The sequence below is a fragment of the Archangium violaceum Cb vi76 genome, assembly GCF_000733295.1.
Lineage (GTDB): Bacteria > Myxococcota > Myxococcia > Myxococcales > Myxococcaceae > Archangium > Archangium violaceum.
Genome location: NZ_JPMI01000136.1, coordinates 44,768 through 66,099 on the forward strand (window position 1 = coordinate 44,768; position 21,332 = coordinate 66,099).

At 69.7% G+C, this 21,332-nt stretch carries 13 protein-coding genes; 5 read left to right on the plus strand and 8 right to left on the minus strand.

Annotated elements, in window-relative coordinates; genetic code table 11:
- Positions 1–8 precede the first annotated feature (8 nt).
- The 5 genes from Q664_RS20270 to Q664_RS20290 all read right to left on the minus strand — a co-directional run bounded on the left by Q664_RS20270 (position 9) and on the right by Q664_RS20290 (position 9,115).
- A complete protein-coding gene (locus Q664_RS20270; RefSeq protein WP_043397972.1) occupies positions 9–1,433 on the minus strand; it encodes a vWA domain-containing protein in 1,425 nt (474 codons plus the stop codon).
- A gap of 107 nt (positions 1,434–1,540) precedes the next feature.
- On the minus strand, positions 1,541–4,072 hold the full coding sequence (locus Q664_RS20275) for an ATP-binding protein (RefSeq protein ID WP_084610158.1): 2,532 nt from the start codon (positions 4,070–4,072) through the stop codon (positions 1,541–1,543).
- A gap of 134 nt (positions 4,073–4,206) precedes the next feature.
- Positions 4,207–6,714, minus strand: a complete 2,508-nt coding sequence (locus tag Q664_RS20280; RefSeq protein WP_043397976.1) for a sensor histidine kinase — start codon at positions 6,712–6,714, stop codon at positions 4,207–4,209.
- Positions 6,715–6,806: 92 nt separating this feature from the next.
- Positions 6,807–8,513 carry a sensor histidine kinase gene (locus Q664_RS20285; RefSeq protein WP_052518417.1) on the minus strand — a complete coding sequence of 569 codons (1,707 nt, stop codon included), beginning with the start codon at positions 8,511–8,513 and terminating at the stop codon, positions 6,807–6,809.
- An 89-nt stretch (positions 8,514–8,602) separates the two neighbouring features.
- The gene (locus tag Q664_RS20290; RefSeq protein WP_043397979.1) at positions 8,603–9,115 is read right to left on the minus strand and encodes a GreA/GreB family elongation factor; all 513 of its coding nucleotides are present in this window, start codon (positions 9,113–9,115) and stop codon (positions 8,603–8,605) included.
- A 62-nt stretch (positions 9,116–9,177) separates the two neighbouring features.
- Here Q664_RS20290 and Q664_RS20295 point away from each other — a divergent pair, with 62 nt between their 5' ends.
- Positions 9,178–9,459, plus strand: coding sequence for a rhodanese-like domain-containing protein (locus Q664_RS20295; protein WP_043397982.1), 282 nt, complete (start codon positions 9,178–9,180; stop codon positions 9,457–9,459).
- Positions 9,460–9,571: 112 nt separating this feature from the next.
- Positions 9,572–13,495, plus strand: a complete 3,924-nt coding sequence (locus Q664_RS20300; RefSeq protein WP_052518418.1) for a Dyp-type peroxidase — start codon at positions 9,572–9,574, stop codon at positions 13,493–13,495.
- Between the two features lie 325 nt (positions 13,496–13,820).
- On the opposite strand, the gene Q664_RS20305 is transcribed toward Q664_RS20300, so the two are convergent.
- Both Q664_RS20305 and Q664_RS20310 read right to left on the minus strand, forming a co-directional pair.
- Entirely contained in the window at positions 13,821–15,101 is a 1,281-nt protein-coding gene (locus tag Q664_RS20305; RefSeq protein WP_043397985.1) for an MFS transporter, read from the minus strand.
- A gap of 105 nt (positions 15,102–15,206) precedes the next feature.
- Entirely contained in the window at positions 15,207–16,112 is a 906-nt protein-coding gene (locus Q664_RS20310; protein ID WP_043397988.1) for an alpha/beta fold hydrolase, read from the minus strand.
- Positions 16,113–16,262: 150 nt separating this feature from the next.
- On the opposite strand from Q664_RS20310, the gene Q664_RS20315 reads away from it, so the two are divergent.
- Both Q664_RS20315 and Q664_RS20320 read left to right on the plus strand, forming a co-directional pair.
- Complete coding sequence (locus Q664_RS20315) at positions 16,263–17,546, plus strand: phytoene desaturase family protein (protein ID WP_043397991.1); 1,284 nt, start codon at positions 16,263–16,265, stop codon at positions 17,544–17,546.
- On the plus strand, positions 17,543–18,478 hold the full coding sequence (locus Q664_RS20320; RefSeq protein ID WP_043397994.1) for a sigma-70 family RNA polymerase sigma factor: 936 nt from the start codon (positions 17,543–17,545) through the stop codon (positions 18,476–18,478). Before Q664_RS20315 ends, Q664_RS20320 begins: the two co-directional genes overlap by 4 nt.
- Positions 18,479–18,626: 148 nt before the next feature.
- Here Q664_RS20320 and Q664_RS20325 read toward each other — a convergent pair whose 3' ends face one another.
- Positions 18,627–19,439, minus strand: coding sequence for a prolipoprotein diacylglyceryl transferase (locus Q664_RS20325; RefSeq protein WP_235216786.1), 813 nt, complete (start codon positions 19,437–19,439; stop codon positions 18,627–18,629).
- 448 nt (positions 19,440–19,887) lie between these two features.
- Between Q664_RS20325 and popC the strand changes: the two genes are divergently transcribed.
- Positions 19,888–21,306 (plus strand): subtilisin-like protease PopC, encoded by a 1,419-nt coding sequence (gene popC, locus Q664_RS20330; RefSeq protein ID WP_043398000.1) that lies wholly within the window; start codon positions 19,888–19,890, stop codon positions 21,304–21,306.
- Positions 21,307–21,332 lie beyond the last annotated feature (26 nt).

The following is a 21,332-nucleotide window of genomic DNA, read 5'->3' on the forward strand; positions in this document are numbered from 1 at the left end:
TTTCCTGCTCAGTCTGTACCGTAGGAGTTGTTCTGACCGAAGGTTCTCAGCGACTTGCGATGAAGCTGTAACGCCTCACGCTTCACGGAAGTTTCATCCTGGGCGTTGAGATAGGCTGCCTTCGTCCGGTCCACGTCCGCAAGCTCCCCGGCGAGCGCCTCCGCGGAGCTGCCGAACAGGCCCCGGGCGTTGTCCAGCAGGCCCAGGGCCTTCTCCCGGTTGCCGCGCTTCATCTCCTCGGCGGCCGCCTGCATCTCCCGGGCCCCGAGCGCCTTCACCGCGTGCACCCGCACCTCCTGGTCCAGGTTGGCCCGCACCAGCCCCTCGTCTTCCGTCACCCGGGCCGACAGGGGCAGGTACGTCTCCACCGGCCGTGCGGCCTCCACGTCCTGGTAGCGCAGCCGCGCCCCCAGCACGCCCCGGCCCTCCTTGGAGGACTCCTTGGAGGACTCCAGCGACAGCGTCAGCTTCACCACCACCTGCGCCTCCTGCCCGCCCGCCAGGTCATACAGGCGCACCACCCGGCTCTTGCCCTCGCGCCGCGCCGGCACGCCCATCACCTCCGCGTCCAGCACGCCCTCGGGCAGCTCCAGCCGCAGCTCCATCCCGCGCGCCAGCGTCCCCGCCGCCTGCTCCAGCTCCCGCCGCAGGATTTCCGCCAGCTTCTCCGAGTCCTGGATGTAGCCGTAGAAGCCGCCGCCCTGCTCGGCCAGGCCGCGCATCAGCCGCTCGTTGAACTCATCCCCCACGCCCAGGCCGCTCACCGTCAGGCCCTGGCGCTGGTAGGTGTCCGCCAGTTTCAGCAGCTCCGAGTCCTCCACGAGGCCCTCGGTGGGGTGCCCGTCGCTGAGCAGGAGGATGCGGCTCACCCGGAAGCGCTCCACGTACGGGAGCAGCTGCTGGGCCGCCGCCTGCAGGCCGCCGCTGATGTTGGTGGCGCCCTCGTCCTGGATGGTGTCCACGAAGGCCAGCATCTGATGGCGCACCTCGTCCGTCACCTGCTGGCTGGGGAAGACGCGCACGTCCGAGCCGTAGTGCACCAGGGCCAGCCGGTCCTCGGCGCCCAGGCGCTCCACCAGCAGCCGCGCCGCGAGCCTGGCGTCCGTCAGCTTCTGGCCGCGCATGGAGCCCGAGCGGTCGATGACGAGCGCCAGGCTCACCGGCACACGCTGCTCCTCGCGGGGCTTGTCCGCGCGCACCGTCAGCACGGCGTAGGCCTCGCTGGGCCCGGACATGAGGTAGGCCCCGGACAGCTTGCCCTGCAGCGTCACCGGGCCGTCCTTGGCGGTGGCCGGGGGCAGCACCACGCCGGTGGGGGCCTCGCCGGGTTGGGCCAGGGTGTGGCTCGTGTCCTTCTGGCGGGGCAGGCCCACCACCGCCGCCGTCAGGGCGAGCAGTCCGGTGGTGGCCAGCAGCAGGGCGGTTCGGTTCATCGGCAATCCTCGAAAGGCGGGGGGATGGCGTTCCACGCAGCCTGTCCCAGGTTCGCCACTTTCCCCATCCGTCACCAGGAGGAGGGTCCGGCAACGGGAGGATGCCGTCAGCTCCCCACGGCGGACGCGTTGTTCGTCACCAGCTCGCGCACCACGCGCCGCACGGCCGTCTCGTCGAAGGGCTTCTCCAGGGTGGGGTTGGGCACCCGGGCCAGGAAGTCCCGCGCCCCCTGGGTGAAGGCGCCGCCGGAGACGAAGACGAAGCGCCGCTCCAGCCCCGAGCCTCCCTGCTGGACGGCCTCGTACAGGTCCTTGCCGCCCAGGTCCGGCATCATCACGTCGCACAGCACGGCGTGGAAGCGGTTGTCCGCGGACAGCTTCTCCAGCGCCTGCCTCCCGCTGGTGGCCAGCTCCACCTCGTGCTCGCGCAGAATCCGCCGCAGCGCCCGTCCGACGGCGGGCTCGTCGTCCACGATGAGCACCCGTCCGCGCTGGGTGATGGGCACCTGGGGCGCCGGCACCGGCTTCTGCACCCGGGCGCCCGGCTCGGCCGCGGGCAGCACCACCCGCACCGTGGTGCCCCGGCCCGGCTGGCTCTCCACGGAGATTTCCCCGCCCAGGCTGGTGATGATGCCGTGGCAGATGGACAGGCCCAGGCCCGTGCCCACGCCCACCGGCTTGGTGGTGAAGAAGGGATCGAAGATGCGGCCCATCACCTCGGGGGGGATGCCCGAGCCCGAGTCCTGCACCTCGGCGATGACGCGGCCCTGCTCGCCCTCGCGCGTCACCAGGCGGATTTCGTTCTTCTCCGCCGCGCCCTCGGGGATGGCCTGCGCCGCGTTCACCACCAGGTTGAGGAACACCTGGCACAACCGGCCCTCGTTGCCCTTCACGTGCGGCATGGGCCCGTACTCGCGCTTGAGCCGCGCCCGGTGCTTGATTTCGTTGGCGGCCAGCATCACCGCCGAGTCCAGCACCGCGTGCAGGTCCACCGCCTCCAGCCGCTCCTCGTCCGGGCGGGAGAAGGCCTTGAGCTGGCGGACGATCTGCCGCACGCGCTCGGCGCCCTCGCGGGCCTCCATGATGACCGAGCGCCACTCGTCCACCTCGGGCCGCGCCGCCAGCCCGCCCGGCATCATGGACGGCATGCGGCGCATCTCGTCCAGGAGGAAGCCCAGGTTGGAGATGACGAAGGCCAGCGGGTTGTTGATTTCGTGGGCGATGCCCGCGGCCAGCGTGCCCATGGAGGCCATGCGGTCCGCCAGCGACAACTGCGACTGGAGCTTGCGCTGCTCGGTGACGTCTCGCGCGATGGACACCACGGCCGGCTCGCCGTCGAAGAGCAGCGGCAGCGAGGCGAACTCCACCACGCGAATCTTCCCGTCCTGCCGCCGCATGCGCCGCTCGCCCGTCACCAGCGACACCATGCCCTCGGGCGTGGGCGGCTCGTCCACCAGGAATTCCTGCAGCCGCCGGCCCATCAAGTCATGCGGCCGCTCGAAGCCCAGCGCCGTCACCAGCGCCGAGTTGGCGTAGATGATGTGCTCGTCCCGCTGGATGGCCGCCGGCTCCGGCACGCCCTCCAGCAGCAGGCGGAAGCTGGCCTCGGACAGCTTGAGGGCCTCCTCGAACTGGCGGCGCTCGGTGATGTCCCGGGCGATGCCTTCCACGGCCACGCACAGGCCGGTGGCGTCCAGCACCGGCGTCACCACGTGCTGCAACCACACCAGCCGCCCGTCGCGCCGGGTGAAGCGCACCACCACGGGCGTGTCCGCCATCCGCTGGGGATCGGACAGGAGCTGCTCGAGTACCTGGAGATCCTCCGAGTGCACCTGGCGGTGCCACAGCTCGGGGTCCCGGTAGTGCTCCTCCGGGGAGAAGCCCAGGTTGTTCGTCACCACGCCGCTGATGAAGGCGAAGCTGCGCGTGCCCGCCAGCTGGTAGCGGTAGAGCACGTCCGAGGCGTTCTCCGCGATGCGCCGGAAGCGCAGCTCCCGCTCGCGCAGCGCGCGCTCGGACTGCCGCTGTTCCATGCACAGGGCGATGGCCCCCGCCGCCGCCCACAGCAGATCCACCTCCAGCTTGTCCCACTCGCGCTCCTCGGCGCAGTTGTCGAAGCCGATGAAACCCGCGAGCGTCCCGTGCACCCACAAGGGCAGCGTCAGCACCGAGAGGATCTGCTGCGGCTCCAGGACGGCCCGCTCCTCCTGTGGAAGGTCCCTCACCCGCCCCGACAGCACCTGCCCGCGCGACAGCAGCTCGTACAGGCGGGGCATCTGCCGCTCCAGCGGCATGTCCTGCAACTGCGGGTTGTGCAGCTCCGGCGTCACCCCGGGGGCGCACCATTCGGCGCGCTGGCTGAAGAGCTGATTGCCGTCCGGCGAGCGGTGCGCCTCGAAGATGTAGGCGCGGCTGGCTCCCGAGGCCTCGCCCAGGGGCGCCACCAGCCGCTCGAAGAGGTTCTCCGAGGCCGACGCCGCCAGCAGCCGCTGTTGGAGCTCCACCACCGCGGTGAGGTAGCGCTCGCGGCGGGCCAGTGCGGCTGTCGTCGCCCGCCGCTCGGTGACGTCGTTGGGCGGGCCGCCCGTCCCGGGGGACGTGGCGTCTTCCGCGTGGGTCTGCTGAGGCTTCGGATGCATGCGGATGGGGGTGCTTCGATTCCAACGGACTCGGGGGGGCCCGGGGAACCGCCTCGCTGGAGAATTACGATAGCCTGCCCTACACCCTTCTGCACCATCCTCCAAGAAAACGTGTATTCCCGCTTGTTCGGGGATCAGCTGGCCACGGCGGCCACGGGGGTGGCGGGCGCCTCGCGGGGCAGGCGGACGTGGAAGCAGCTGCCCAGTTGAGCGCCGGGGCTCTCGGCCCAGATGGTGCCGCCGTGGCGCTGGACGATTTCGCGGCAGATGAAGAGGCCCAGGCCCAGGCCGCCGAAGTGGCGCGCGGTGGCGTTGGAGGCGCGGGCGAAGGGTTGGAAGAGCAGGGCGATGCTCTCGGAGGGGATGCCGATGCCCTCGTCGCGCACCTGCAGCTCCACCGCCTCGGGGGACAGGTGGAAGCTGACGCGCACGGTGCCGCCCTGGGGCGAGTAGCGCACGGCGTTGGCCAGCAGGTTGGTGATGACCTGCTCCAGGCGGGGGCCATCCCAGAGTCCCTCCACCGCCTGGGTGGGGGCCTCCAGCACGAAGCGCAGCCCCTCGTTGCCCCGCATCTCGAAGCGTTCGATCACCTCGCGCACCAGGGGGAGCAGGTCCAACGGGGCGCGCTCCAGCTCGAAGCGGCCGGCCTGGATGCGGGAGGTGTCGAGCAGATCATCCACCAGCCGGGTGAGGCGGTCCGTCTGGCGGGCCATGGAGCGCAGGGCCTTGAGGGTGCGCTCGCGCTCGGGGAAGTCGCCGCTCTTCTCCATGCGGCTGAGGGTGAGGGCGGCGAAACCCTTGAGGGGCGTGAGCGGGGTGCGCAGCTCGTGGCTGGCCACGGAGAGGAACTCCTCGCGCAGGCGCACGGCCTCGCGCAGCTCGCCCTGGGCGGCCTCGGTGCGGGTGGCCATTTCATTGAAGCCGTGGCACAGCCCGCCCAGCTCGTCGTTCTCCTCCGCGGGGACGCGGCGGGACAGCTCGCCCCGGCCGATGGCGGCGGTGGCCTCCACCAGCGTCTCCAGGCGGCGGATGATGTCGCGGGCCACGAACTGGGACAGGGCCAGCATGAGCAGCACGCCCATGGCGAGGATGGCGATGAAGGCCACGCTGGTGCGGGTGATGGCGCGGTAGGCCACGCCCATGTCCTGGGCGACGACGACGCTCCACTCGGTGCCGGGCACGGGCGCGTTGGCGGCCAGGAGAATCCGCTGATCCTCCGGGCCGAACGTCTCCACCACGCCCTCCTCGCTGGTGGACAGCTTCTGGCGCAGGACGCCGGGCAGGTAGGCCTCGCTCAGCAGGGGGGCGCCGGGCTGGGTGTCGCGCAGGAGCAGCAGGCCGCGCCGGTCCAGCACCTGGACGCGGAAGCGCTGGGCGGCGGGCGTCACCGCGGCGGACAGGCGCTCCAGCGAGAGCAGGCCCACCAGCATGCCCTCCAGCTTGCCGTCCTGCTTGAAGGGCAGGGCGATGGCGACGTGGGGCAGGTCCAGGATGCTGATGTAGGGGCGCGAGACGTAGGGGGCGCCGGTGCCCATCACCCCGGCGTAGTAGTCGCGGTGGGCGAAGCTGCCGAGGTTCTTCGTGCCGTAGGAAGCGGCGAAGCCCTCGCCGTCCTTGCCCACGACGATGGCGGCGTCGAAGGCGCGGGCCTGGGCGGGGAGGTTGCGCAGGTAGAGGGCCACCTGGGATGTGTCCCGGTTCGCGTAGGCCTTGCGGAAGCCGGGGGACTCGAGCAGCAGTTGCAGGGACTCGCGCGCGTCGTCGAGGTAGCGCACGAGGAAGTCGGCCTCGCCGGCGGCGGCGCGGAGGGTGTCGTCACGCACCTGGCGCTCGACGGCGTTCTGGGCCATCCAGGCCGCGAAGCCGCCCAGGGCCAGCAGCGGCACCACGCCGGCGAAGGCCAGTCCGCGCAGCAGCTTGAAGCCGATGGTGCGGGGCGCGCGCGGGCGGAGGCCGAGCGCCGAGATGACGCACGCCAGGGCGAGGATGACGTAGATGCTGGCGGCCGGCATCGAGCCGCGGCGGGCCACGGCCCAGGCGAGCAGCGTGAAGTCCAGCGCGAGCAGGCCCAGCAGCAGGCGGGGCAGCCGGAGCCCGCGGTGCACCGCGGGGGACAGCAGCCCCACGCCGCAGCCCAGGAAGACGAGCCCCATGGGCACCAGCAGCGGCGCCAGGGAGGCGTAGAAGACGGGCGGGAAGCGGTGGCGCGCCACCAGCAGCAGCAGGCCGAAGGCGAGCGAGAGCAGCGCCACCACGCCGCGGAACACCTCGCGCCGCCGCCACGAGGGGGACACCTCCAGGGCCAGTCCCGCCAGCAGCAGCGGGTAGAGGATGGCGCCCGTGAGGCCGCCGGTGCGCACGTGCAGCACCCACCAGTACAGCCCGGTGACGGCGCCGAAGCCCACGCGTCCCAGCACGTCCAACCAGCGCGGGGCCTGGGCGTAGAGCATGGTGGCCATGAGCACGATGCTGCTGGCCAGGTAGGCCACGCCCATGGCGCGGACATAGGGATACAGGGGCCGGAAGTACGCCGCGTGGAACTCGTACGGCACGTACGTCATGGCCACGCCGAAGATGAGACCGAACACCGCCGCGGGCCAGGTGAGGGGCAGGGATGAAGGGCGGGGGTGCTCTGCTCTCATGCACCTCCCTTCCAATCAGCTTGCCCGTTCCAAATCCACCGCCCGCGGGTGATTCGTCCATCGCCCGACACCCCGTGTGTGGGGAAGGGTGCTCAGGGGGTGGCCTCGAGCGGAAGCTGGACGGTGAAGGTGGCGCCAGCCCCCAGGGTGCTGGTGACGCTCACGGTGCCTCCCAGGGCCTCGACGATTTGCCGGGTGATGTAGAGGCCCAGGCCCAGGCCGCCGTAGTGGCGATCCGACACGGCGCGCTCGAAGCGGCCGAAGAGGCGGGGGAGGCTCTCGGGGGCGATGCCGATGCCCTCGTCGCGCACCTCGAGGCGGGCGCACGCGCCGTCGGAGGACACCTTCAGGCGCACGGGCTTGCCAGCGCCATACTTGAGGGCATTGGAGAGGAGGTTGGTGACCACCTGCTCCAGGCGGATCCGATCCCAGGCGCCCACGGCGGGGCCGGAGAGCTCCAGGTGGATGGGGCTGTGGGCGTGGGTGGCGGGCAGCTCGAAGTGGGCGGCCACGTCCTGGACGAGCGCGGACAGGTCCACCGGCTCCCGGTCCAGGCGCAGGCGGCCGGCATGGAGGTGGGTGACGTCCAGCAGCTCGTTGACGAGCGCGTTGAGGCGGCCGGCGTTGCGGTCGATGTTCTCCAGCTTGGAGAGGAGGTCGGCGGGGGCCTGGCCGGCCTCGGAGCGGCGGGCCCCGCGCAGCAGCGACTGCACGTTGAGCTTGAGGGAGGTGGTGGGGGTGCGCAGCTCGTGGGCGGCGACGGTGAAGAACTCATCGCGCTGGGCCACGGCCTGGCGGGCCTCGCGGAAGAGCAGGACGTTGTCCACGGAGAGGGCCACGCGGTCGGCGAGGTCCTCGGCGAAGCGCAGGTCCTCCACGCCGAGGGTGCGCGGGGAGAAGGTGAAGAGGACGAGCGCGCCCAGGGGGCGTCCGCGCGCGCGCAGCGGCACGGCCAGCACGGAGTGGGGCCCGAGTGCCTGCATGAGGCGCAGGTGCTCCGCGTCCCGGGCGAGGGCGTGGAGGAGGGGCGGCGTCAGCTCGGTGAGGAGCTGGGGCACGTCCTGGGGCAGCCTCAGGCCCACGAGGCCGGGCTCGCCGGGCGTCCCGCCGGAGGCCTGGCCGCCGGAGGCCTGGCCGCCGGAGGCCTGTGAAGACCGCCGCAGCACCTCGAGGAGCAGGGCCTCCTGGACGGGCTCGGTGGTGACGGTCTCGCACAGGAGGGGCTGGCCGCGGCTGTCCATCACCTGGAGGATGCAGGCATCGGCGAAGGAGGGGACGCAGCGGCGGGCCAGCTCGCGCAGGGCGCTCTCCACGTCGAGGGAGGCGGTGAGCAGGTGGCTGGCCTCGGCGAGGAAGGTGGACTCGCGCTCCTCGCGCTTGCGGCGGGTGATGTCGTTGAACCAGATGGAGAGCCCGTCGCCGCGCTTGAGGGCGACGAGGCGGAACCAGCGCTCGCGGTTCTCCAGGGGGAAGTACACCTCGTCCACATAGGGCTGGCCGGTCTCCACCACCAGGGCGAGGCGGGAGTGGATGCCGCGGCTGCGCGCGTCGGGGAGCAGCTCGACGATGCCCCGGCCGAGCACGAAGGCCAGGCTCATGCCCATCAGGGTCTCGGCGGCGGGGTTGGCGTACAGCCAGCGGAAGTCCACCAGCGCCCCGGTGTCGTCGCGCACGGCGGCCACGGCCATGTAGCCATCGGGGTGGTCGGCGGCGAAGACCCAATCGTCCACGGGCGTGGGACTGGGCTCCTCCGGGCACTCCGGACGGATGCTCTTCGCGGCTCCACGGGCTTGGGACATGGCGCGCGACCTCCTGTGGTGCGGGGCCCCCCGGCGCTACTCATGCTGGAAGCGTGAAAGGAGTCGCGGTGGGGAGCAAGCCGGGGAGCTCAGGCGACCTCGAGGACCGTCCACTCGCGTACCTCCCCGGCGAGGGTCACCTCGATGGTGTCACCCGCCCGACGTCCCAGGAGGGCGCGGCCCACGGGGGAGGCGGGGGTGATGACGGAGAGGAAGCCATCGCCTCCGGGGCCGGTGAGCTCGGTGCCGGCGCCGACGGGCAGCAGGAAGAAGGTGCGCTCGGAGAAGCCCTCCTCGTCCTCGGTGGACACGTCGATGAGGGCGCCGAGGGCGACGGGGCTCTTGCGGGAGAAGCGGGGGACGCCTTCCTGCTGGAAGTCGGAGAGGGCCTTGATCTCCTCCTGGACGCGGCGGGCACGCTGGGCCTGTCCGGTGGCGAGGCTGCCGTACTCGATGACGGCGCGGCCATCTTCCTTCTTCTCGGACTCGGTGGCGAGGGTGCGGGCGGCCTCACGGGCCTCGAGCTCGGCGCGGTGGGCGAGGCGGTCGCTCTGGCGGAGCCGATCGGCGAGCTGGTCGAGCAGGGCGTGTTTGTCCAACATGGTGCGACGGGACTGTAGCGTCCTGGTGGGAGGGCTCCAGTTTCCGGCTACAGTCCGGGGCCATGACGCCGAAAGAACTGTCACAGAAGGCCCGGGAGCTGGTGGAGCAGGGGTGGGTATTGCTGGACGTGCGGACGCCGGAGGAGTTCCAGATGGGGCACCCGGAGCCGGCGAGGAACATCCCCGTGCAGGAGTTGCCGCGGCGGGTGGCGGAGGTGGGCCCGCCGGGGACGAAGGTGGTGGTGTATTGCCAGGCGGGAGGGCGCAGCGCCATGGCGACTCAAATCCTCCAGGCTCACGGTATTACAGACATCTTCGATTTGAAGTCCGTGTCCTATTGGTGACAACAGCAACACGGTCACACGGAAGAATCCTTCCAGCGCCGCGCCCCTGCTAGCGTTCGATGGTGAGCACTTACCAAGGGTGCTCATCACCACTACCTGGGGGAATCACGACATGAACGCGCGGTTGCCGTTGTCTCGAGAGCACCATTCCGCGGAGCGCCTGTCCACGAGGCACGGACGGCAGATCAGCCACGACGTCTGGGGACTGGTGCAGCGTGGCCTGGTCTACCCGGCGCCCTACGCGTTGTTCGCGACCTTCTGGCGCAAGCCCGAGGGAACGGGCCAGCCGGTGACGCTGGACATCCTGCGGCGGCTGATGAAGGACGTCCGCGAGGAGATCCACGCGAATTACGGCAGCGCCAACACCAGCGCCATCGTCGGGGTGGGTTTCCGGCTCTGGCAGCAGTGGTGTGCCGAGGCGGGCACCGAGCTTCCCAAGGGAATGCAGCTGTGCTTCCCGGAGGAGGGGTCCGCCTATCGCTCGTCGGTGTTCTCCCGCTCGTGTGGGACCTTCGTGGATTCGCAGGGCGATCTCTGGTTCCACATCAAGTCCGATGAGGAAAGCCATTGCGAGGGGGTCTTCGAGTTCATCCGCAAGCGGTTGGAGGAGGAGGAGCGCTGTGCGCACTCCCCGCCCGGCAGCAACCAGAAGGCGGCCACGAAGTCCACGCGTCCGGACAAGCGCGGCGGCAAGGTGCTGGGCTGCCGGTTCTCCGAGACGCTGAACAACCCCGCGGACCCTGTCTCCGTCCAGGAGCAGACCCTGGTGGGCTTCGAGGACCCGGTGCACGTCGGCGCCTCCTTCGTGGTCGCGCAGCGGTTCGTCATCAACTGGGAGCACCTGCTCAACATGAGCCCCCAGCAGATAGAGGACCTCGTGGGGCGCACGACCGAGGACATCCTCATTCCCACGCATGACGACCGGAGCCACATCAAGAGCGCCCGCGTGCAGGACGCCCAGGGCAACACCATGCAGGTGCTGCGGCTGAGCCTCCCCTTCGGGAGGGCGCGCTCCCTGGAGAACGACGAGCTGCGCGCCAAGGGGGCGAGCCTCCGGGATGAGGAGGGGCTCTACTTCGCGGGCTATGCCCGGAGCATCCAGGTGCTCGAGTCCATCATGAACCAGCAGATTGGCGACACGAGCGGCTTCATGAGGGACCGGCTCCTCTCCGAGATGAGCGCCAACCTGGGAGGCTTCTACTACGTCCCCAGCCAGGCGGACCTCGGGCTGGAGCCGGTGAGGCTCAAGGGGGTGGATGAGACGGATTGGACGCGCTTCCCCGGAGTGGACTGGAGCCGGTTGGATCGGCACTTCGACATGTCCTCGCCGAACGGGTACATGCAGTACAACCACAAGAACTACCTGTTCGAGATGTCCACGATGTCCGAGGAGGATCGCGAGAAGTACCTGCCGCCCTCCCAGCGGGTGTTGCAGCTGCTCTCCAGCACCTTCTCGCGCTGGCAGGACAACTGGTACTTCGATCGCCGCCAGGAGGAGCTCCAGCACCTGTGTGCCTACGTCGCGCGCAAGTACGGCGCGGACAAGGCCCGGGAGGTGATGGGGTTGCCCGTCGTCGAGCGCATGGGCTGGGCCATCAAGATGAGCCTCGGGGACGCCTTCGTGGACCCCGCCTATGGCTTCCGGGGACGGAAGCAGGATGCGAAGGGCAACTGGTACAACGGGGCGGACACCTACCGCATCCACCCGGCGGAGCTCATCGTGGGAGCCCTGCCCAACATTGGACTCGGACAGGGCCGCTACGTCATCGACTACGCCCGCGAGGACGAGCGCATCGGCAACTTCTTCGCCGGGCTGAGCCATGCCTCGGGCGTGGGTCACCTCGTGCCCGGCTTCCAGCGGATGTTGGACAAGGGTCTCGGTGGCCTCGTGGCCGAGGTGAATGCCCGGCACGACTCGACGACGGACGAGAAGAAGCGCCAGTTCTACCGGGGCGTCCTGCGGGCGCTCGAGGGCGTCCAGGAGCACTGCCTGGCCTATGCGAAGCTCGCGGGCGAGTTGGCGGCCTCGATGGAGCCGGGCCGGCGGGCCGAGCGGGACAACCTGCTGGCCATCCAGGAGCGCATGAAGCGGCTGTCCAGCGCGCCTCCCAAGACGATGCTCGAGGCCGCCCAGCTCATCTTCACCATGCATGCGTGCCTGCACCTCATCGGCGAGCCCACGGCCATCGGCCGGCTCGACCAGATGCTCTTCCCCTTCTACGAGCGGGACGTGGCGAACGGGCAGCTCGACGACGAGCAGGCGCAGGAGATCATCGACTGCTTCTGGATCAAGGTCGGCGAGAAGGTGCAGCTCAACCGCCAGTTCGTCGAGGACCACCAGCCCTACGGCAACCTCGCCATGGGCGGCATGAGCGGCAACTACCCGCAGGGCGCCGCCAACAACCAGTGGATCCAACAGGTGACCGTGGGTGGCACCGTGGCGGATGGGTCGCCGGGAGAGGGCAAGCCCGCGTACAACAAGGTGACGCTGCTCTGCCTGCGCGCCGCCCGGCGCCTGCCGCTCAACGCGCCCTGCCTGTCCCTGCGCGTGCGCAAGGACATTCCCCCCGAGTATCTGCACGAGGCCTCGCTCGCGCTGCTGAGCGGTGGCGCGCACCCCATCCTGCTCAGTGACGAGAAGATCATCCCGGGCCTGCAACACAGCGGAGACGGGGTGGGCAACGGCACGGGGGAGACGGCCTTCACGCCCGTGGCGGAGAAGGCGGGAGCGGTGTGGCGCAGCGAGGTGGCGCTCGAGGCCGCGCGCGACTACGCCTGCGATGGCTGCTACGAGCCGCAGCTCGTGGGCAAGAACTGGTTCACCCTGGGCGGGATGAGCTCCCTGCAGCCGCTCGAGGCCGCGCTCAACCAGGGCAAGAGCTGGACCACCGCCGGGCCCATGTACTTCCGCGGCCAGCGTGTGTCGTTCACGTCGCCGCATCCCAAGGACATCCGCACGTTCGAGCAGTTGCTGGAGCTCTTCTTCGAGCACCTGCGCTGGATGTACGCCAAGCAGGTGGACGGGCTGCTGGGCGTCTTCGGCACGATGAGCGCCGTGTGCCCCTCGCCGCTGCTGTCCGTGTTCGTCGACGACTGCCTCGACAAGGGATTGGACCTCTACGAGGGCGGAGCGCGGTACAACGTCGTGGCGCCCTGCTTCACGGGCTCGTCGACGGTGATCAACTCGCTCTACGCCATCCAGAAGATGGTGTTCGATCCGGACACGGCGGTGACGTCGCTGCCGGAGCTCGTCGAGGCGCTCATCTGCGATTGGGGCTACAAGATGGATGAGCCCTTCATCAGCACGCTGGCGGGCCCGGCGCGCATCGAGGCCAAGGCCGAGCGGTACAAGAAGCTGCGGGAGGTGGCCATGGCGCTGCCCCGGTACGGCCGCGGCCACCAGGAGCTCGACCGCATGGGCGACGAGCTGCTCGCGCGCATCGCGGAGACGGGAATGCGCGTCTTCACCGAGCCGGCGGAGCCCACGGCGCAGAAGATGGTGGAGCTCGCGCGGCGGCTCGGCACGCCGGACAAGCCCTTCGGCGGCTTCCAGGTGCAGCCGGGCGTGGGCACGTTCGAGAACTACTTCGAGTTCGGCGCCATGTTCGGGGCCTCGGCGGATGGCCGGCGCCTCGGGGAGACGCTCGCCTCGGACCTGAGCCCGTCGCCGAGCTTCGCGGACCAGCCCGTGAACCACCAGGAGGCGGGCTTCCTCCAGTCGCTCGCCGGCTTCACGGGGAAGGGGGCGGATGCCTTCACGAGCGGGGCGCCCACGGACTTCAACATCCGCGAGGACTTCTCCGCCGAGGCGCTCCAGCGGGTGCTCACGGCGTTCGCCGAGGGCCGGGGCTCCAACATCCTGACCGTGACGTGCGCCAACCCGGAGACCTTCGCGGAGGCCGCGCGAAGCCCGGAGAAGTACGACGTGCTGCGCGTGCGCATGGGTGGCTGGTCGGAGTTCTTCGTGGCCATGTACCCGGGCCACCAGGCCCAGCACCAGCGGCGTCCGCTCAGCACTCCTGACGAGACGCGCTAGGCCAGCCGAAGTAGGTCCGTTCAGGGGTCTCTCCTCAGCTCGAAAGCAGGAGGGACCCCTCCGGGCCCGGTCTCGCCAGACTTGTCCAACAGTTGGACAAGTTCGTGAAGTGCGCGCCCGGAAGGCGGACTCACTCACCCCTGAAAGGACTTTGTTCCGATGGCTTGGGCCAGGAGAGAAGTCCTGTCTGGAGGGAGGCTCCGGCCGCGATGGCGAGCAACTGGTCCGACTGTTGGACCAGTTGGTACGCCGCGCGGCCGGAGGGCACTCCACGCGTTCCTACGAAACACTCCCCGCGCTCGGGAGGAGTGCCCACGTTCACGCCTCAGGACAGCGCGGGCTCGGTGGACGGCTTGGGAGCGGGAGCGGGCTGCTCGCGGATGCCGGCCAGCACGAGCGTCGCGGCGACGACGAGGGCGCCGAGCATGAAGTGGAAGCCGGTGGCGTAGTCATTGCCGTTCCACTCGATGACCTTGCCGATGAGGATGTTGGTGAGGAAGCCGCCGATCTGCCCGCCGGTGTTGATGAATCCGGAGCCCGAGCCCATGAGCTTGGGCGGGACGAGAATCATGGGGAGGGTCCAGATGGCGCCGGCGGCCATGAAGAGGAGGAAGCCGGCGATGCACTGGGCGATCATGTACGGGACGGGGTCGTTGATCTGCGTGAAGAGGTAGAGGCAGACACCGCCGAGGGCCTGGCAGCCGAAGACGAGGTACTTGCGGCGGCCGCGGAACCAGCGGTCGGACACGTAGCCGGCGAGCGTGCAGCCGATGCCACCGAAGAGGAACGGCAGGGCGCCGAGCAGGCCCGTCTTGGTGAGGGAGAGCTTCTTCACCTCGAGCAGGTACGTGGGCAGCCAGTTGAGCCAGCCGTACATGGTGAGGTTGTAGATGAGGGCGACGAAGAAGAGGACCCAGATGGCGGGGGAGCTGAGCAGCTGGCCGAAGCTGGCCTTCTCCAGGGTCTGCTCGGCGTTGGCGGCCTGGGAGTGGCTGTCGCGCTCGAACTCCTCGAGCTCCTCGCGGGAGACCTTCGGGTTGTCCTGGATGGAATTGGTGATGTAGAGCCAGGCGGCCAGCAGGCAGAGGACGCCGGCGCCGCCGAGGGCGAAGAAGCTGCCGCGCCAGCCGAGGATGGGGAGGAACCAGGCGAGCAGCAGGGAGGAGATGGCGGGTCCGAACGCCACGGACGAGAGGATGATGGCGTTGGCGGTGCCGCGGTTCTTCTTGGTGTACCAGTTGCCGATGACCTTCCAGACGGCGGCGGGGAAGATGCCCTCACCGATGCCGAAGAGGAAGCGCACGGCGAGCATGCTGGCGAGGCCGCCGACGACGCCGGTGAGGGCGGTGAAGACGGACCACCAGGCGAGCGCGAAGAGGATGACCTTCCGGGGCCCGATGCGGTCGGCGAGCATGCCGCCGGGAATCTGGAAGAGGGCGTAGCCGAGGAAGAAGGCGCTGAGGATCCACCCGATGCGCTCTGGCCCGACGTTGAGCTCCGTGCGGATGAACGGGATGGTCATGTTGATGGCCATCCGGTCCAGCCAGGCCACGAGGTAGCACAGGAGCACCGCGAGCCCGACCTTGTAGCTGGTCTTGAAAGTCATGGAGCGGGAGCATATCCGCCCGGTTCGCTGACAGGTAGGCGCTCCGAGGAGATGACGCGGCGTATTGGGGGCCGGCACCGCGGGTGGGGGAGGGCGGCCGGGCCGCTACTCCGCGCGAAGCGAGCGCAGGAACTGCTTCACATCATCGACGAAGCGTTGGGGCAGCTCGACGTGGGGGGCATGGCCGGTCTCCGTGTAGAGCACGAGGGAGGCGCCAGGCAGGGCCTGGGCGAGGGCCTGCTGCTCGGCGACGGAGAAGAACCCATCACGGTCGCCGCCGACGACGAGAGTGGGGACGGAGATGTCGCGGAGACGGGCGGAGTGGTCCTCGGCGATGAGGCCGTCGAGTGCGGCCTTCCAGACGCGAGCGGGGACCTTGAGGCTCTCGGAGACGGCGGTGTCGAGGAAGGAGGGGGGAATGGGGCGGTAGAAGGTGCCGGCCTGGAATTCGCGGACGAAGGCGGGGTCGATGGGCTCGGAGAGGGTGTCCACGACGGACTTCAGCTCGGCGGCGACGGCGTTGTCATGGACGGTGGGGGCCGAGCCGATGAGGACGAGGGCCTGGACGCGCTGGGGGTGCTCGAGGGCGACCTGCTGGGCGATGAAGCTGCCCATGGAGTGGCCGACGAGGACGGCGCGCTGGATGCCCTGGGAGTCGAGGAAGGCGGCGACATCGGAGGCGAAGTCGGATGGGGAGTAGCAGCAGTCGGGGCGGGAGGAGTCCCCATGGCCGCGCTGGTCGAGCGCGTAGACGTGGAAGTTCCTGGGGAGGAGGGGGAGGACGCGCTCGAAGGAGAGATACGAGTCGGTGTAGCCGTGGAGGAGGACGAGGACGGGATCGTCGTGACGGCCCTGCTCGACGTAGTGCATGCGGACGCCGGTGGAGAGCTGGACGGAGGCGTGGCGGAAGGAAGAAGCGGCCTCGGAAGCGAGCGCGGGGGTCTGGCTGGCACGAGCACCGCAGGCGAGCAGGGCCGTGGAGACGATCATCAGGACGACATGAATCTTCATGGGTTCCTCAACTCATCTCCCTCTCCCCTCGGGAGAGGGTTGGGGTGAGGGTATCTCGGGTCCCGGAATCCCCCCGTGTAACCTTTTCGAGCCCCCCGTCGTGGTCCCTGTGAGGCCGAGAGAAATCGGCTCGGAAACAGGGAGCGGACGATGAAGAAGAAGACGGACGTGGTGGTGGTGGGAGGGGGGCTGGGCGGGCTGGCGGTGGCCGTGCTGCTGGCGCGAGGGGGGAAGAAGGTGACGCTGCTGGAGAAGTCGAAGCACCTGGGGGGCCGGGCGCACACGACGGAGGTGGAGGGCTACCACTTCAACCTGGGGCCACACGCGCTGTACCTGGGAGGAGCGGCGGGGCGGGTGCTGGGGAAGCTGGGAGTGCCGCTGCCGGGAAGGAGCCCGGGGGAGGGCAGCTTCGCGCTGAGAGGGAATCGGCTGCACGCGATGCCGGCGGGAGCGGTGTCGTTGCTGATGACGGATCTGCTGGGAGCGGCGGGCAAGCTGGAGTTCGGGCGGGTGATGACGGGCCTGCTGAAGACGGAGGCCGGGGAGCTGGAGGGCCGGAGCGTGAGCGGGTGGCTGGACGAGCACGTGACGAGGGCGGAGGTGCGCGAGGTGATGGAGGCCTTCTTCCGGGTGTCGACGTACTGCGCGGACACGAGCGCGATGGCGGCGGACGTGGCGGTGGAGCAGTTCCAGCTGGCGAGGAAGGGGGTGCGCTACCTCGACGGAGGCTGGAGCGGGCTGGTGCGAGCGCTGGCGGGGATGGCGGGGGAGGCGGGAGTGGAGGTGGTGGGCTCGGCGAAGGTGGAGTCGGTGGTGAGGGAAGCGGGAGGGATACAGGACCGGGTGCGAGGCGTGCGGCTGGCGGACGGAACGGAATACGAGGCGGAGGCGGTGGTGGTGGCGGGAGGGCCGAGGGACGTGGCGGCGCTGTTGCCGGGGGACGAGGTGGTGGCGGGGTGGGCGGCGGAGGCGAAGCCGGTGAAGGCGGCGACGCTGGACGTGGGGCTGTCGAAGCTGCCGAAGCCGAGGGCGCTGTTCGCGTTGGGGACGGACCGGCCGTGGTACGTGTCGGTGCACTCGGCGTTCGCGAAGCTGGCGCCGGAGGGGGGCGCGATGGTGCACGTGGCGAAGTACCTCGGGGGCGCGGAGGACTCGGCGGACGAGGCGGAGCTGGAGGGGGTGCTGGACGTGCTGCAGCCGGGGTGGAGGGCGCACGTGGTGACGAAGCGCTGCCTGCCGGGGCTGACGGTGATGAACGCGCTGCCGACGAGGAGCCTGGAGAAGAGGCCGGGGCCGCGGGTGGATCACGTGCGAGGGCTGTACGTGGTGGGGGACTGGGTGGGGCGGGAGGGGCTGCTGGTGGACGCGTCGTTGGCGAGCGCGGAGACGGTGTCACGGCTGCTGGGCACGGAGGCGGGAGCGCGAGCGGCATGAAGCAGACGGCACACGAGGCGCTGGAGCGTGCGGCGCGGGAGCACGAGAAGTTCCTCTGGGGCCTGTGCTACCGGATGACGGGGGTGTCGGCGGACGCGGACGAGCTGGTGCAGGAGACGTACGCGAGGGCGCTGACCGCTCCGCCGGGGAGGCTGGAGGAGGTGCGCCCGTGGCTGACGCGGGTGGCGATGAACCTGGCGAGGGACAGGCTGAGGAGGAGGAAGCGGGAGGGGTACGTGGGCCCGTGGCTGCCCTCGCCGGTGGAGACGGGGGAGGAGGCGGTGGCGGCGGTGGAGGCGGAGTTGCCGGGGGGAGGGACGACGGAGGGCCGCTACGAGCTATTGGAGAGCGTGTCGTACGCGTTCCTGCTGGCGTTGGAGGCGCTGACGCCGAGACAGCGGGCGGTGCTGTTGCTGAGGGACGTGTTCGACTACTCGGGGCGGGAGGTGGGGGAGTGCCTGGGGATGAGCGAGACGAACGTGAAGGTGACGCACCACCGGGCGAGGCAGGCGATGGCGAGCTACGACCGGGCGAGGTGCCTGCCGACGAAGGCGTTGCAGGAGCGGACGAGGGAGGTGCTGGTGGGCTTCCTGGGGGCGCTGGCGTCTGGGGACGTGGAGGCGGCGGAGGCGTTGCTGGCGGAGCCGGTGAGGGCGCTATCGGACGGGGCGGGCGAGACGTACGCGGCGCGGTTGCCGGTGGTGGGGCTGAAGAGGGTGTCGCTCTTCTACCGGCGGGTGCAGGAGATGCGAGGAGCGCCGGACGTGGTGGAGCTGAGGATGTTCAACGGCCTGCCGGCGGTGGTGGCCGAGTGGAGGCACGGTCCGCCGCGATTGCCGACGCGGATGGTCATCCGGGTGGAGCTCGACGCGGAGGGAAGAATCGCGGAGGTGCACTCGGTGCTGGCGAGCCGCAAGCTGGAGGGCCTATAGAAAGAAACCCACTGCGCCCAATCACCCCTCGCCCCCCGGGAGAGGGACGGGGTGAGGGTATCCGGGCCGCGAGTTGAGCCCGTGTAAACCCCCTCTCCCTCTGGGAGAGGGTTGGGGTGAGGGTCAGTCACCCCGAATCTCGAGAAACCTACCGGACCTGCGGCTGAACTCCGGCACCCGAGCCGACGGAGGGAGAATCCTTCCGTTCAGGCGCGTGCCACCTGGCCAGTCCATAAACCCCGAAGGCAATCAGCGCGAAGCACCCGAACTGAGCGGGCGTCAGGCCGAAGTACCGTGCATCGACATACGAGAGGTCGGTGGCGCGGAGGGAGTCGAAGAAGAACCGCCCACAGGCGTACAGAATGGAGAGCAGGGGAAGCAGTCGGCCGCGGAGCGCCCCGGCGTTGCGCAGCAGCAGCAGCAGTCCGGAGATGGCGAAGAGGAAGGCGGCGTCATACATGCCGAGGTCGTGGCGGGGCCCGAGGGGGAGGGGGAAGTCGACGGCGAGGAAGAAGTCGGTGCGGACGCCGGGGTGGTCATGGACGGCGAAGCAGCCGAGGCGGGCGATGGCCCAGCCGGGGGCGACGGAGAGGGCGAAGGCGTCGGCGTAGTCGCGGAAGCGCAGCTTGCGGACCTTGAAGAAGACGACGGCGGCGAGGATGCCGCCAATCAGCCCGCCGAAGGACGACAGCCCATCCCACACCTTGAAGATCTGGAAGGGGCTCTTGGAGAGCTCCTCGGGGTGGTAGGCGAAGAGGTGGAAGAGGTGTCCGACGACGACACCCACACCGACACCCCAGGGGGCGTAATCGGCGAGGGGGTTGGAGTCGAGGCCCTCGCGCTCGGCGTGGCGGGTGAGCATGCGGGCGGCGAAGAGGACGCCGAGTGCCACGAAGATGCCGAAGGGCTCGAGGGTGAAGGGGCCGAGCGGGATGGAAGGCGGTTTGATGTAGGGAATCAAGAGTCTCTCCGGCGGGCGGACGGGAACAGCCATAGTCCGCCTTGCCATCGGGTGGCGAACAAATGTGGGGGGTGGGGTGCTTCCCCCGGGTTCAACCCCAGGAGCAGGCGGGCGAGCGCAATCTCCCCAGCGGACACTCCGTGCGGCCGCTATTTTCCAGCCTGTCGCGACTCGTATTACGCTTCCCCGGAGTGAATGGTTTCCGGTTTCGTACGTTGTGACCGTCATCCACTGGAACACACGGGGGGCCGATGGCGTCCAGAGCGGGGATGCCCGGGATTCATGTCAGGGGGGGCCGCTCTAGTCACACTGTGAGCCGACGGTGTGGAGAAGGGCGGTGTGACGGAGGACGGTGTCCCACCTCGGCTCCGAGAGGGGACGGCCGCAGCCAGGCCGTGGCCACCGGGCAGTCCGTGCAGTCGGTATCGATTAAAGGAGCGAACCCATCATGAAGTCCTACCTCCTGGTTCCGAAGGAGTCGATCGAGACCCACGCCCATCCCGGCGTGCGGGGCACGGAGCAGGGAGAGCGCGTCCTGCAGCGCACCACCGCCCTTCAGTTCATGATCAGCGGACGGGCGCCGGACATGCTGCGCAGCCTCGGGATGCGCTCCGCCACGCTGCCCGGGCGTCTGCCCGAGGTGAGCAAGCCTCCCACCGCGGCGAAGAAGAAGACGGCGAAGGGCCGCGGCCGCAAGAACGAAGTCCAGGTGGCGGTGAACAACGACGGCCCGGTGATGGAGCCGCCGACGGCCTCGGAGGTGGGCACCTACCGCCACATGCCGCTCATTGGCGCGACCATGGCGCACTTCACCTCGGAGCAGGCCGAGCGTGTGGCCAAGGAGGAGCTGGGGCGCGACTTCGAGTTCATCCCGGACACGGTGCAGCTCACCTTCCCGGGCCCGGTGTCCGCGGGGCAGCTCGGCCCGCGCAACCAGGGCCTGTCCTCGCTCGTCAACCGCGAGTGGCCCGAGGAGTGCGGCGTCAACTCCGCCCACGCCCAGGGGATTAAAGGCGCGGGCGTGATGCTCGGCATCCTCGACACCGGCGTGGACGCGGATCATCCCGAGCACCAGAACCGCCTCATCCAGTTCCGCTACGTCTCGCTCTTCCCCAACTCGCCGCACAACCCGGCGCGTGACGTGCGCGGCTTCGACCCGGATGGGCACGGCACGCACGTGGCGGGCATCGCCGCCGGCCAGTACCACGGCGTGGCGCCCGAGGTGGACCTCTACGTCGCTTCCGTCATCGAGTCCGAAAGCATACGGACGAGCCTGGGCCGTGTAGCCGCCGGCATGGAATGGCTGCTACACCAGTTCTCACGTCCTGAGAACGCCACCCGTCCCGCGGTGGTGAACATGTCCCTGGGGTTCCCCGTGCAACCGCCTCAAGGTGTCAGCGACATGGAGTACCGCCTCAACATCCGCGCGCTGCAGACGCTGCTGCGCCGGCTGGTGGACTCCAACGTCCTGCCCATCGTGGCGGCCGGCAATGGAGGCGCTGGGACGGCTGGTTACCCAGCGGCCTTCCCGGAGGCCCTGGCCGTGGGGGCGGTCGACTTCTCGCGGCGGGTGGCCAGCTTTTCGGCCAGCGGCGTGGTGAATCAGCGATCTGTTCCCGACGTGATGGGTTATGGCGTGAACGTCTACTCGAGCACAGAACGAAGGTGTAACAACCAGGCGTTCTATGAACGAATGAGCGGAACGAGCATGGCCGCCCCTTACGTCGCGGGACTCGCCGCGCTATATCGCTGCCGTTCCCCGGACTTGACGGCACTTGAAGTCAGGGATTTGATTCTGGACAATGTGCTGAAGCTGCCCAAGACGCCTTCTGGGCGCGCGGGCAGGGGTCTGGCGGTCTACAAGTGATGGCGGCTACCAGGGCCGGCGGCGGG

Coding starts and splice junctions, on each gene's coding strand:
- Q664_RS20270 (WP_043397972.1), bottom strand. CDS start 1,433: ATGAACCGAACCGCCCTGCTGCTGGCCACCACCGGACTGCTCGCCCTG.
- Q664_RS20275 (WP_084610158.1), bottom strand. CDS start 4,072: ATGCATCCGAAGCCTCAGCAGACCCACGCGGAAGACGCCACGTCCCCC.
- Q664_RS20280 (WP_043397976.1), bottom strand. CDS start 6,714: ATGAGAGCAGAGCACCCCCGCCCTTCATCCCTGCCCCTCACCTGGCCC.
- Q664_RS20285 (WP_052518417.1), bottom strand. CDS start 8,513: ATGTCCCAAGCCCGTGGAGCCGCGAAGAGCATCCGTCCGGAGTGCCCG.
- Q664_RS20290 (WP_043397979.1), bottom strand. CDS start 9,115: ATGTTGGACAAACACGCCCTGCTCGACCAGCTCGCCGATCGGCTCCGC.
- Q664_RS20295 (WP_043397982.1), top strand. CDS start 9,178: ATGACGCCGAAAGAACTGTCACAGAAGGCCCGGGAGCTGGTGGAGCAG.
- Q664_RS20300 (WP_052518418.1), top strand. CDS start 9,572: ATGAACGCGCGGTTGCCGTTGTCTCGAGAGCACCATTCCGCGGAGCGC.
- Q664_RS20305 (WP_043397985.1), bottom strand. CDS start 15,101: ATGACTTTCAAGACCAGCTACAAGGTCGGGCTCGCGGTGCTCCTGTGC.
- Q664_RS20310 (WP_043397988.1), bottom strand. CDS start 16,112: ATGAAGATTCATGTCGTCCTGATGATCGTCTCCACGGCCCTGCTCGCC.
- Q664_RS20315 (WP_043397991.1), top strand. CDS start 16,263: ATGAAGAAGAAGACGGACGTGGTGGTGGTGGGAGGGGGGCTGGGCGGG.
- Q664_RS20320 (WP_043397994.1), top strand. CDS start 17,543: ATGAAGCAGACGGCACACGAGGCGCTGGAGCGTGCGGCGCGGGAGCAC.
- popC (WP_043398000.1), top strand. CDS start 19,888: ATGAAGTCCTACCTCCTGGTTCCGAAGGAGTCGATCGAGACCCACGCC.